General features: G+C 31.9%; 11 protein-coding genes. 10 read left to right on the forward strand and 1 reads right to left on the reverse strand.

Annotated elements, in window-relative coordinates; genetic code table 11:
- Window positions 1-19 precede the first annotated feature (19 nt).
- The 8 genes from sosA (at window position 20) to sbcC (ending at window position 8,181) form a co-directional block, all read left to right on the forward strand.
- The gene (gene sosA, locus HMPREF2658_RS04055; RefSeq protein WP_000499648.1) at window positions 20-253 is read left to right on the forward strand and encodes a DNA damage-induced cell division inhibitor SosA; all 234 of its coding nucleotides are present in this window, start codon (window positions 20-22) and stop codon (window positions 251-253) included.
- Window positions 254-388: 135 nt separating this feature from the next.
- On the forward strand, window positions 389-628 hold the full coding sequence (locus HMPREF2658_RS04060; protein WP_000071351.1) for a DUF896 domain-containing protein: 240 nt from the start codon (window positions 389-391) through the stop codon (window positions 626-628).
- Between the two features lie 120 nt (window positions 629-748).
- The gene (gene tkt / locus HMPREF2658_RS04065; RefSeq protein WP_000481440.1) at window positions 749-2,737 is read left to right on the forward strand and encodes a transketolase; all 1,989 of its coding nucleotides are present in this window, start codon (window positions 749-751) and stop codon (window positions 2,735-2,737) included.
- A 277-nt stretch (window positions 2,738-3,014) separates the two neighbouring features.
- Entirely contained in the window at window positions 3,015-3,257 is a 243-nt protein-coding gene (locus HMPREF2658_RS04070) for a YneF family protein (RefSeq protein ID WP_000246909.1), read from the forward strand.
- The gene (locus tag HMPREF2658_RS04075) at window positions 3,244-3,342 is read left to right on the forward strand and encodes a hypothetical protein (RefSeq protein ID WP_001789897.1); all 99 of its coding nucleotides are present in this window, start codon (window positions 3,244-3,246) and stop codon (window positions 3,340-3,342) included. The genes HMPREF2658_RS04070 and HMPREF2658_RS04075 overlap by 14 nt, the downstream gene beginning before the upstream one ends.
- A gap of 93 nt (window positions 3,343-3,435) precedes the next feature.
- On the forward strand, window positions 3,436-3,903 hold the full coding sequence (locus HMPREF2658_RS04080; protein WP_000966144.1) for a CcdC family protein: 468 nt from the start codon (window positions 3,436-3,438) through the stop codon (window positions 3,901-3,903).
- Window positions 3,904-4,026: 123 nt separating this feature from the next.
- The gene (gene sbcD, locus HMPREF2658_RS04085) at window positions 4,027-5,148 is read left to right on the forward strand and encodes an exonuclease subunit SbcD (protein WP_000691306.1); all 1,122 of its coding nucleotides are present in this window, start codon (window positions 4,027-4,029) and stop codon (window positions 5,146-5,148) included.
- A gap of 3 nt (window positions 5,149-5,151) precedes the next feature.
- Entirely contained in the window at window positions 5,152-8,181 is a 3,030-nt protein-coding gene (gene sbcC, locus HMPREF2658_RS04090; protein ID WP_000803148.1) for an exonuclease subunit SbcC, read from the forward strand.
- A 70-nt stretch (window positions 8,182-8,251) separates the two neighbouring features.
- On the opposite strand, the gene mscL is transcribed toward sbcC, so the two are convergent.
- The gene (gene mscL / locus HMPREF2658_RS04095) at window positions 8,252-8,614 is read right to left on the reverse strand and encodes a large conductance mechanosensitive channel protein MscL (RefSeq protein ID WP_000910494.1); all 363 of its coding nucleotides are present in this window, start codon (window positions 8,612-8,614) and stop codon (window positions 8,252-8,254) included.
- A gap of 203 nt (window positions 8,615-8,817) precedes the next feature.
- On the opposite strand from mscL, the gene HMPREF2658_RS04100 reads away from it, so the two are divergent.
- Window positions 8,818-10,464: a BCCT family transporter gene (locus HMPREF2658_RS04100; protein WP_001088978.1), complete on the forward strand. Its 1,647-nt coding sequence runs from the start codon at window positions 8,818-8,820 to the stop codon at window positions 10,462-10,464.
- Window positions 10,465-11,042: 578 nt separating this feature from the next.
- A complete protein-coding gene (acnA, locus tag HMPREF2658_RS04105; protein WP_000729744.1) occupies window positions 11,043-13,748 on the forward strand; it encodes an aconitate hydratase AcnA in 2,706 nt (901 codons plus the stop codon).
- The last annotated feature ends 48 nt before the right edge of the window (window positions 13,749-13,796 follow it).

Raw genomic sequence — 13,796 nt, forward strand, 5'->3', positions numbered from 1 at the left:
TGTTCTAGGAGTGGAAATGATGTTTTACAATAAATATAAAAACGTATCAACATATATCATCATATTTTTAGTTTCAAGTGCAGCCTTTGCAATATTCTTGTTAAGTGCGAACATTAGTGCTCACTCGGAACAAGTGTACGAAATGACTGACCATCAAATTAAGAACAATACGATAAATAAAGAATACGAACATAAAGACCCTACAAACGATAGCGAACAAAGAGATGGGAAAGTGTTCGCTTTAATAAATTGATACATTGTCACAACGTTATTTTGCCTATTTTTGCGAAATAGCGTTTTTTATTACTTTTTTGCTGATCTTAAATTTGTTATATTTTGTTAAAGTATTATAATGATTGAATAAACAAATTGAAGGTAGGTTTTTTAATTGAGTAATTCTGATTTGAATATCGAAAGAATTAACGAGTTAGCTAAAAAGAAAAAAGAAGTAGGATTAACTCAAGAAGAAGCAAAGGAGCAAACAGCCTTAAGAAAAGCTTATCTTGAGAGTTTTAGAAAAGGGTTTAAACAACAAATTGAAAATACTAAAGTAATTGATCCAGAAGGTAATGATGTAACACCTGAAAAAATTAAAGAGATACAACAAAAAAGAGATAATAAAAATTAAAACACAAATCTGTAAAGAATTTTCTGACATTATAACTTGAAATAAGTATTTTACTTATCTTTTTATTTTAAAATAAGTTATAATGTATTTGATAAAATTGAAGAAGGGAAGATACACAAGATGTTTAATGAAAAAGATCAATTAGCTGTTGATACGCTACGTGCACTAAGTATCGACACAATCGAAAAAGCGAATTCTGGTCATCCAGGATTACCTATGGGAGCTGCCCCAATGGCTTACACTTTGTGGACACGTCATCTGAATTTTAATCCACAATCTAAAGATTACTTCAATAGAGACCGTTTCGTATTATCTGCAGGGCATGGTTCAGCACTATTGTATAGCTTGTTACATGTTTCTGGTAGTTTAGAATTAGAAGAATTAAAGCAATTTAGACAATGGGGTTCTAAAACACCAGGTCATCCTGAATACAGACATACAGATGGTGTAGAAGTTACTACTGGACCACTTGGACAAGGTTTTGCTATGTCAGTTGGATTAGCTTTAGCAGAAGATCACCTAGCAGGGAAATTTAATAAAGAAGGATATAATGTTGTAGATCATTACACATATGTATTAGCTTCTGACGGTGATTTAATGGAAGGTATTTCGCATGAAGCAGCTTCATTTGCTGGACATAATAAATTAAGTAAATTAGTTGTTTTATACGATTCAAATGATATTTCATTAGATGGCGAATTAAACAAAGCTTTTTCTGAAAACACAAAAGCTCGTTTTGAAGCATATGGTTGGAATTACTTACTAGTTAAAGATGGTAATGATTTAGAAGAAATTGATAAAGCGATTACTACAGCTAAATCTCAAGAAGGACCAACGATTATTGAAGTTAAAACAACAATCGGATTTGGTTCACCTAATAAAGCAGGAACTAATGGTGTTCATGGGGCACCTTTAGGTGAAGATGAAAGAAAATTAACATTCGAAAATTACGGTTTAGATCCTGAAAAACGTTTTAATGTTTCAGAAGAAGTATACGAAATTTTCCAAAATACTATGTTAAAACGTGCTAATGAAGATGAATCTCGATGGAATTCATTATTAGAAAAATATGCAGAAACATATCCTGAATTAGCAGAAGAATTTAAATTAGCGATTAGTGGTAAATTGCCTAAAAATTATAAGGATGAATTACCACGTTTTGAACTTGGTCATAATGGTGCATCTCGTGCTGATTCTGGTACTGTTATTCAAGCAATCAGTAAAACTGTCCCTTCATTCTTTGGTGGATCAGCAGACCTTGCTGGTTCAAACAAATCCAATGTAAATGATGCAACAGATTATAGTTCTGAAACACCTGAAGGTAAAAATGTGTGGTTTGGTGTACGTGAATTTGCTATGGGTGCTGCTGTAAATGGTATGGCTGCACATGGAGGTTTACATCCATATGGTGCAACATTCTTCGTATTTAGTGATTATTTAAAACCAGCATTACGTTTATCATCAATTATGGGATTAAATGCAACGTTCATCTTCACACATGATTCAATTGCAGTAGGTGAAGATGGTCCTACTCATGAACCAATTGAACAATTAGCTGGATTAAGAGCTATTCCAAATATGAATGTTATCCGTCCTGCTGATGGTAATGAAACAAGAATAGCATGGGAAGTTGCCTTAGAATCTGAATCTACACCTACTTCATTAGTATTGACACGTCAAAACTTACCGGTTTTAGATGTACCAGAAGATGTAGTTGAAGAAGGCGTTCGAAAAGGTGCCTATACAGTTTATGGCTCTGAAGAGACACCAGAATTCCTATTATTAGCTTCAGGTTCAGAAGTTAGTCTTGCAGTTGAAGCTGCTAAAGATCTTGAAAAACAAGGTAAATCAGTGCGTGTTGTTTCAATGCCTAACTGGAATGCATTTGAACAACAATCTGAAGAATATAAAGAATCAGTTATTCCATCAAGCGTAACAAAACGTGTTGCGATTGAAATGGCTTCACCGCTTGGATGGCATAAATATGTAGGTACTGCAGGTAAAGTTATTGCTATTGACGGCTTTGGCGCAAGTGCACCTGGCGATCTAGTAGTTGAAAAATATGGCTTTACAAAAGAAAATATCTTAAACCAAGTTATGAGCTTATAAGAATAATTTATAAAGCGAGTATATTTAGAAGTCTAGGATGCATAATCTTAGGCTTCTTTTAAAGTGTTGAAATTTAGAGTATAGCACTCAAACTACATCATAAGTGATAAGTTTTGAAAATATACTATTTCAGATTAATCTTTAAAACCTCTGTTATAACAGCATGATTTTTGATATTATTTTTAGTATCGATATTAAAATACTTGAATAAACTAGTTCTTGAAATAATGTGATGAATTTAGTAAAATTCAGTAGGATAAAGAAAGCGGGTGAAACAATGGCAACTTGGTTAGCAATTATTTTTATAGTAGCTGCATTAATTTTAGGTTTAATTGGAGGTTTCCTTTTAGCTAGAAAATATATGATGGACTACTTGAAGAAAAACCCACCAATCAACGAAGAAATGCTTCGTATGATGATGATGCAAATGGGTCAAAAACCTTCTCAGAAGAAAATTAATCAAATGATGACGATGATGAATAAAAATATGGATCAAAATATGAAGAGTGCGAAAAAGTAAATTCGCAATTGATAGAGGCTATTTTCCAGATATGGAAATGGCCTCTTTTTATAATCAAATTAATAAGAATAAATATGTTTATTAAAATTAAAGTTAACAAAATGACGAATAGACTGAGAAATGCTATAATTCATTTTGTATGATTTACAGAGAGTTTATTTAACGAGAAGGTGTCTGCGTGCTCTATTTAATATTTTCAATCATTGTAGCTTTATTTATGGGAACTATAGTTATAGTTATTCGTATGAAAGCTCAAAATTATCCGGTAAATGAGAAAAAAATAGTTTTGCCACCGTTTTTTATGGCGACTGGTGCATTGATGTACGTCGTTCCATATTTTAGGCTAACAGGATCGGAAATGCTAGAAGCCTTTATAATTGGTTTGCTTTTTTCTACAGTTCTAATTTGGACTTCTCGATTTGAAGTCAAAGGTACAGAAATTTATATGAAACGATCTAAAGCATTTCCAGTTATTTTGATTTCATTACTTGTCATTCGTACTGTGATGAAAATATTCATTAGTAATGAAATAGATCCTGGAGAATTAGGCGGCATGTTCTTTTTATTAGCATTCTGTATGATTGTTCCTTGGAGAGCAGCAATGCTATATAAATACAAAAAACTAAAGAAAACATTAATCAATTAATTACTTTCAAAACCACTTGTGATCGACTTTTAAATCAGTCAATGAGTGGTTTTAATTTTACTTGAAAAGGTGAAATGATTATATTAAAATAAAAGCGAACAAATGTTCTATATGGAGGCAGTAATGAAAATTATACATACAGCAGACTGGCACTTAGGGAAAATATTAAATGGCAAACAGCTTTTAGAAGATCAAGCGTATATTTTAGATATGTTCGTAGAAAAAATGAAAGAAGAAGAACCTGATATCATTGTGATAGCTGGAGATTTATATGACACAACATATCCAAGTAAAGATGCAATCATGTTATTAGAACAAGCGATTGGAAAGCTAAATTTAGAACTACGTATACCAATAATTATGATTAGCGGAAATCACGATGGTAAAGAGAGATTAAACTATGGGGCGAGTTGGTTTGAACATAACCAGTTATTTATAAGAACAGATTTTACATCGATTAATTCACCAATAGAGATAAATGGGGTTAATTTTTATACACTCCCTTATGCTACTGTGAGCGAAATGAAACACTATTTTGAAGATGACACCATTGAAACGCATCAACAGGGAATTACGCGCTGTATTGAAACAATAGCACCGACAATTGATGAAGATGCCGTCAATATTTTAATTAGTCATCTGACTGTTCAAGGTGGAAAGACATCTGATTCTGAAAGACCATTAACTATTGGAACGGTTGAATCAGTTCAGAAAGGTGTTTTTGATATATTTGATTATGTCATGCTAGGTCACTTGCATCATCCATTTAGTATAGAGGACGACAAAATTAAATATAGTGGCTCCTTATTGCAGTATTCATTTTCGGAAGCGGGTCAAGCTAAAGGGTATAGACGTGTAACAATTAACGATGGCATTATTAACGATGTATTTATTCCTCTTAAGCCGCTTAGACAATTGGAAATTATCTCAGGCGAATATAATGATGTTATTAATGAAAAAGTTCATGTGAAAAATAAAGATAATTATTTACATTTTAAACTTAAAAATATGTCTCATATTACTGATCCAATGATGAGTTTAAAACAAATTTATCCTAATACTTTAGCGCTGACGAATGAAACTTTTAATTACAATGAAGAAAATAATGCTATAGAAATAAGTGAAAAAGATGACATGTCAATCATCGAAATGTTTTATAAACATATAACTGATGAAGAATTATCGGATATCCAATCTAAAAAGATAAAAAATATTTTAGAAAACGAATTGAGAAAGGAGGATTAATGAATGAAACCATTACATTTAAAGTTGAATAATTTCGGCCCCTTTTTAAAAGAAGAAATTGATTTTTCTAAAATTGATAATAATGAATTGTTTTTAATAAGTGGTAAGACTGGATCGGGCAAAACAATGATTTTTGATGCAATGACTTATGCCTTGTTTGGTAAAGCATCAACTGAACAAAGAGAAGAAAATGATTTGAGAAGTCATTTCGCTGATGGCAAACAGCCGATGTCAGTAACGTTTGAATTTCAATTAAATCATCGAATTTATAAAGTGCATAGACAAGGCCCTTATATCAAAGAAGGTAATACAACAAAAACGAACGCTAAATTTGATGTATTTGAGATGGTGGATGGCAAGTATGAAATTAGAGAAAGTAAAGTAATTTCAGGTACCCAATTCATTATTGAATTATTAGGAGTAAATGCAGATCAATTCCGACAATTGTTTATTTTGCCTCAAGGTGAATTCAAACGCTTTTTAATATCAAACAGTCGTGAAAAGCAAGGGATATTAAGAACACTGTTTGACAGTGAAAAATTTGAAGCTATACGAGAAATATTAAAAGAAGAAGTAAAAAAAGAAAAAGCTCAAATCGAGAATAGATATCAACAAATTGACCTTTTATGGCAAGAAATTGAATCATTTGATGATGACAAAATAAAAGGCTTATTAGAGGTTGCCACTCAACAGATAGACAAAGTGATTGAAAATATACCACTATTACAAGCTAGGTCGAAAGAAATACTAGCATTTGTAAATGAAAGTAAAGAAACTGCTATTAAAGAATATGAAATAATAGAAAAGAAAACACTAGAAAATAATATATTAAAAGATAATATTAAACAACTCAACAAAAATAAAATTGATTTCGTTCAATTGAAAGAGCAACAACCTGAAATAGAGGAAATTGAAGCTAAGTTAAAGTTGTTACAAGATATTACAAACCTATTGAATTATATTGAAAATAGAGAAAAAATTGAAACTAAAATTGCTAATAGCAAAAAAGATATTTCTGAAACCAATAATAAAATATTGAATCTTGAGTGTGATAAGCGAAACATAGACAAAGAGAAAAGAATGTTAGAAGAAAACGAAGATTTAATTGAAAGTAAAATCTCTTTTATTGATAAAACTAGAGTGTTATTTAACGATATTAATAAGTTTCAACAAAGTTATCTCAATATTGAACGCTTGAGAACTGAGGGAGAACAATTAGATGATGAATTAAATAGTCTAATTAAAGGTTTAGAAAAGGTCGAAGATTCAATAGGTAATAACGAAAGTAATTACGAGAAAATTATCGAACTAAATAATGCAATAACTAACATAAATAATGAAATTAATGTAATTAAAGAAAATGAAAAAGCTAAAGCTGAATTAGATAAACTATTAGGTAGTAAGCAAGAGTTAGAGAATCAAATTAATGAAGAAAAAACTATATTGAAGAATCTCGAAATAAAATTAGATCGCTACGATAAATCAAAATTGGACTTAAATGATAAAGAAAGCTTTATAAGTGAAATTAAATCTGCTGTAAAGATTGGAGATCAATGTCCGATATGTGGTAATGAAATTCAGGATTTAGGGCATCATATTGATTTTGACAGTATTGCTAAACGTCAAAATGAAATTAAAGAAATTGAAGCAAATATCCACGCTATAAAATCGAATATTGCTGTGCATAATTCTGAAATTAAATTTGTTAATGAAAAAATATCGAATATTAATATTAAAACGCAAAGTGATTTTTCACTCGAAGTATTGAATAAGCGTCTGCTAGAAAATGAAAATGCATTGAGTAATCAAAGAGATCTTAATAAATTTATAGAACAAATGAAAGAAGAAAAAGATAATCTAACGTTGCAAATTCATAATAAACAATTGCGTCTAAATAAAAATGAATCTGAGTTGAAATTATGTCGAGATCTCATCACTGAATTTGAAACACTCTCGAAATATAATAATATCACTAATTTTGAAGTGGATTATAAGAAGTATATTCAAGATGTGAATCAACATCAAGAACACTCAAAGGAGATTGAAGATAAGTTAATACAATTGTCTCAAAGAAAGTTAATTGAGCAAAATAATCTAAATCACTATGAAAATCAACTAGAAACTTACAATAATGACTTAGAATTGAATGAACAATCTATTGAAATGGAAATGTCGAGGCTGAATTTAACTGACGACAATGATATAAATGAAATAATAGCCTGGAGGGGCGAGCAAGAGGAGTTAGAGCAGAAAAGGGATACTTATAAAAAGCGTTATCATGAATTTGAAATGGAAATAGCTAGGTTAGAATCATTAACCAAGGATAAAGAGTTATTGGACTCTGATAAATTAAAAGATGAATATGAACTAAAAAAAGGAAAGATGAATACACTGATAGATGAATACTCTGCTGTTCATTATCAATGTCAAAATAATATTAATAAAACACAAACTATAGTTTCGCATATTAATTACTTAAATCAAGAATTGAAGGATCAACAAGAAATATTTCAATTGGCTGAGATTGTCAGTGGTAAGAACAACAAAAATCTTACATTGGAAAACTTTGTCTTAATTTACTATTTAGATCAAATTATTGCTCAAGCAAATCTGAGATTAGCAACAATGTCAGATAATCGATACCAACTAATTAGGAGAGAAGCGGTTTCTCATGGTCTTAGTGGCCTAGAAATTGATGTATTTGATTTGCATTCAAATAAGTCTAGACATATTAGCTCGTTATCAGGTGGAGAAACTTTCCAATCGTCGCTTGCATTAGCTTTAGGGTTAAGCGAAATTGTACAGCAGCAATCAGGAGGTATTTCACTAGAATCAATATTTATTGATGAAGGATTCGGTACATTAGATCAAGAAACGCTTGAAACAGCGTTAGACACTTTGTTAAATCTTAAATCGACTGGTAGAATGGTTGGGATTATTTCACATGTGAGCGAATTGAAAAATAGAATACCTTTAGTTTTAGAAGTGAAATCAGATCAATATCAGAGTTCAACAAGATTCAAAAGAAATTAAAACATAAAAAATAGAGATGGTACTTTGGAATGTATAGAACAACCTTAGCCCATCTCTTTTTATTTAAAAATTATTTTTTCTCACGTAATAAATCTCTAATTTCTGTAAGTAATACAACATTTTCTTCTACAACTGCTTCTTCTTCGACTTCTTCTTTCTTCATTAACGTATTTGCAATTTTAACAAAGACGAATAAAGCGAATGCGATAATAATAAAGTCAATTACAGATTGGATAAATAGGCCGTATTTAATCCCCCAGAATGACCATTCTTGAGCAAAATCTACTGATCCGAAAATTTTACCGATTAAAGGCATAATTATATTTTCTACTAATGAAGTTATAATCTTGTTGAAGGCTGCACCCATCACTACAGCGATAGCTAAATCTAAGACGTTACCTTTTAAGGCGAACTCTTTGAACTCTTTTAACATTACACTCAACCTCTCTTTTTTAAATGTAACCTCAATTATACAACAAATAAAAAAATTAGAAAATAGATTATTCAAGAAAATTTGATTATCGTAAAGACCTTTGTTATCCTATAAAGGTGCGTGAGTAAATGAATAAAATGTTTAGATAATGTTTTTATTCTACTACATAAAATTAAATATAGAATTGAAGGGAGTAATTAATTATGAATTCTTCTTCACCAGAGAATCCAAATGGAAAGAAGTATTCACCAGTGTTCATCTATAGTGCTATTGTTGTTGCTATAGTCGTATTACTTGGTGCATTTTTACCTGAACAATTCAACTATGTTACCAATAATATTAAAATGTGGATTACAGAAAAGTTAGGTTGGTATTATCTTATTCTTACTACGATTATCGTGTTCTTCTGTATATTCCTTATTTTTAGTCCTATTGGAAAACTTAAACTAGGTAAACCAAATGACAAACCTGAGTTTAATACAATTTCATGGTTTGCTATGTTGTTTAGTGCTGGTATGGGGATAGGCTTGGTATTTTATGGTGCAGCTGAACCGATGGCGCACTTTGCTACACCACCTACAGCAGATCCCAAAACTACTGAAGCTTATACGGAAGCTCTACGTTCAACATTTTTCCATTGGGGATTCCATGCTTGGGCAGTTTATGGTGTTGTTGCGTTAGCGTTGGCATATTCGCAATTCCGTAAAGGTGAACCAGGTTTATTATCTAGAACTTTACGTCCTCTTTTAGGTGATAAAGTAGAAGGGCCTATTGGTATTTTTATTGACGTTTTATCTGTATTTGCGACAATCGTTGGGGTAGCCGTTTCGTTAGGTATGGGTGCTCTACAAATTAATGGTGGTTTACATTACTTGTTCAATGTTCCAAACAATACGTTTGTACAAGCGATTATCATCATTGTTGTTACTATCTTATTTATAGCAAGTGCATGGTCTGGATTAAGTAAAGGTATTCAATACTTAAGTAACTTGAACATCGGTTTAGGTACTATTTTAATGGTAGCTGCTTTAATTGTTGGACCAACTGTTCTTATTTTAAATATGTTAACTAGCTCTACGGGTAGTTTACTAAACACATTCTTGTTTAATAGCTTTGATACAGCTGCTTTAAATCCTCAAAAACGTGAATGGATGTCTTCATGGACACTTTATTACTGGGGTTGGTGGTTAAGTTGGAGCCCATTCGTTGGAGTGTTTATTGCACGAGTTTCAAAAGGACGATCAATTAGAGAGTTCATTTCTGGTGTCTTGCTAGTTCCAGCAATTGTTAGTTTTGTATGGTTTAGTGTCTTTGGTGTATTAGGCATCGAAACAGGTAAGAAACACAAAGAAATTTTTGATATGACTCCTGAAACACAGCTATTTGGAGTGTTTAATCATGTGCCATTTGGCATTGTTTTATCGTTGATTGCATTATTATTAATTGCATCATTCTTTATTACATCTGCTGACTCAGCAACATTTGTATTAGGAATGCAAACAACATTCGGCTCATTAAATCCATCTAGTATGGTAAAAGTTGTTTGGGGAATTTCACAGGCATTAATAGCATTTGTACTTTTATTAGCTGGTGGCGGTAACGGCGCTGAAGCTTTAAATGCGATTCAAAGTGCTGCAATTATAAGTGCATTCCCATTCTCCTTTGTCGTCATACTCATGATGGTAAGTTTCTACAAGGATGCGAACCAGGAACGTAAATTCCTAGGTTTAACATTGACTCCGAATAAACACCGCTTACAAGAATATATCAAGAGTCAACAAGAAGATTATGAATCTGACATTCTTGAAAAGCGTCAGTCACGTAGAAATATAGAGAAAAAAGATAACTAATAAAATTTAGTTAAGTATTTTAATAACAAGTAGTATGTCATTCTAGTAGCTAGAACAGATATACTACTTGTTTGTTTTTGTGGGAAATTGAGTATATTCAAAAGGATAAGAACGAGAATTTCGTTATTAAACTACGAATTCTCGATTTTTTTATATTTTAAGATAGGTTTATTTCTGACAACTTAATAGAAAGGGGTTTGACAAAGCTAAAGTGAAGTACGACGGTATAAACATAAATTAACTATACTTTTATAGAAAATTAACGATACATATACCGGTATATGTATATTAAAAGAATGATATTGTAAAGTTTGACGCCATAATTTCCTTTCTGCTCAATGAAATAATACATTTAAAAATTGAATTGAATTATTCGCGAAATTGATAATTATTCTCAATTAATAAAAAATACTTATTACACCTTACCTTAATGATAAGTTTTGCTTATATACTCTGATTAAAAAGTCAAAACCTAAATTAAGCGTTTTCTAAGCATGATGAGTTGTTTATCAATAAATATAATAATACAATTTAATTAAGGCATATAAATATAAAAATGTATCAAGGGGGATCATTAAATGGCTGCAAATTTTAAAGAGCAATCAAAAAAACATTTTGACTTGAATGGCCAAAGTTATACTTACTATGATTTAAAAGCTGTAGAAGAGCAAGGTATTACTAAAGTTTCGAATTTACCTTATTCAATTCGTGTTTTATTAGAATCTTTACTTCGTCAAGAAGATGATTTTGTAATTACAGACGATCATATTAAAGCTTTAAGTCAGTTTGGAAAAGATGGGAATGAAGGCGAGGTACCATTTAAACCTTCTCGTGTTATTTTACAAGATTTCACAGGTGTACCAGCCGTAGTTGATTTAGCTTCTTTACGTAAAGCAATGGATGATGTTGGGGGAGATATTACTAAAATTAATCCAGAAGTACCGGTGGATTTAGTTATTGACCACTCAGTTCAAGTGGATAGCTATGCAAATCCAGAAGCACTTGAACGTAATATGAAATTAGAATTTGAACGTAACTATGAACGTTATCAGTTTTTAAATTGGGCAACGAAAGCATTTGATAATTACAATGCAGTTCCTCCTGCAACTGGAATAGTTCACCAAGTTAACTTAGAATATTTAGCAAGTGTTGTACATGTTCGTGATGTAGATGGTGAAAAAACTGCATTTCCAGATACATTAGTTGGTACTGATTCTCATACAACAATGATAAATGGTATTGGCGTACTAGGATGGGGTGTTGGTGGTATTGAAGCTGAAGCTGGAATGCTTGGACAACCTTCTTATTTCCCAATTCCAGAGGTTATTGGTGTACGATTAGTAAATTCATTACCACAAGGCGCAACAGCAACTGATTTAGCGTTAAGAGTAACTCAAGAGCTACGTAAAAAAGGTGTTGTTGGCAAATTTGTAGAGTTCTTTGGTCCAGGTGTACAACATTTACCACTAGCAGACCGTGCTACAATCGCAAACATGGCACCTGAGTATGGAGCAACTTGCGGATTCTTCCCAGTTGATGATGAATCTCTTAAATATATGAAATTAACTGGTAGATCAGACGAACATATCGCGCTAGTAAAAGAATATTTGAAACAAAACCATATGTTCTTTGATGTTGAAAAAGAAGATCCTAATTATACAGATGTTATCGAATTGGATTTATCAACAGTTGAAGCATCGCTTTCAGGACCAAAACGTCCTCAAGATTTAATTTTCTTAAGTGATATGAAATCATCATTTGAAAATTCTGTAACAGCTCCAGCGGGCAACCAAGGACATGGTTTAGATAAAAGTGAATTTGATAAGAAAGCTGAAATTAACTTCAAAGATGGATCAAAAGCTACAATGAAAACAGGTGATATTGCAATAGCAGCAATTACATCATGTACAAATACATCTAATCCTTATGTAATGTTAGGTGCAGGTTTAGTTGCTAAAAAAGCAGTTGAAAAAGGCTTGAAAGTTCCTGAATACGTTAAAACTTCTCTAGCACCAGGATCAAAAGTTGTTACTGGATATTTAAGAGATGCTGGCTTACAACCTTATTTAGATGATTTAGGCTTCAACTTAGTTGGTTATGGATGTACAACTTGTATTGGTAATTCAGGTCCTTTATTACCAGAAATTGAAAAAGCGATTGCTGATGAGGACCTATTAGTGACATCTGTATTATCTGGTAACCGTAACTTTGAAGGTCGTATCCATCCTCTTGTTAAAGCCAATTACCTAGCTTCACCACAGTTAGTTGTTGCTTATGCATTAGCTGGAACGGTTGATATTGATTTACAAAATGAACCTATTGGTAAAGGTAATGACGGTGAAGATGTATATTTGAAAGATATTTGGCCATCAATTAAAGAAGTTTCAGATACCGTTGATAGTGTTGTAACACCTGAATTATTTATTGAAGAATATAATAACGTATACAATAACAACGAATTATGGAATGAGATTGATGTAACTGATCAACCTCTATATGACTTTGATCCTAATTCAACATACATTCAAAATCCATCATTCTTCCAAGGATTATCTAAAGAACCGGGTACGATTGTTCCATTAAATGGTTTACGTGTTATGGGTAAATTCGGTGATTCTGTGACAACTGACCACATCTCTCCAGCAGGTGCAATTGGTAAAGATACGCCAGCTGGTAAATATTTACAAGATCACCAAGTGCCTATTCGTGAATTTAATTCATATGGTTCAAGACGTGGTAATCACGAAGTAATGGTTCGAGGTACGTTTGCTAATATACGTATTAAAAACCAATTAGCGCCAGGTACTGAAGGTGGTTTTACAACTTATTGGCCAACAAATGAAGTAATGCCTATCTTTGATGCTGCAATGAAATATAAAGAAGATGGTACAGGTTTAGTTGTATTAGCTGGTAACGATTATGGTATGGGTTCATCTCGTGACTGGGCAGCAAAAGGTACAAACTTATTAGGTGTTAAAACAGTTATTGCACAAAGTTATGAACGTATCCATCGTTCAAATTTAGTTATGATGGGTGTATTACCATTAGAGTTTAAAAAAGGTGAATCAGCTGATTCTCTTGGTCTAGATGGTACAGAAGAAATTTCTGTTAATATTGATGAAAATGTTCAACCACATGACTACGTCAAAGTTACTGCTAAGAAGCAAGATGGTGATTTGGTAGAATTTGACGCTATGGTTCGTTTTGACTCACTTGTTGAAATGGATTACTATCGTCACGGTGGTATTTTACAAATGGTTTTAAGAAATAAATTAGCGCAATAAAAATAGATATCACGGTAAAATTTTAATCGGTATTTGAGGTACTTTGAT

Source organism: Staphylococcus sp. HMSC062H10, from assembly GCF_001836945.1.
Classification (GTDB): Bacteria; Bacillota; Bacilli; order Staphylococcales; family Staphylococcaceae; genus Staphylococcus; species Staphylococcus aureus.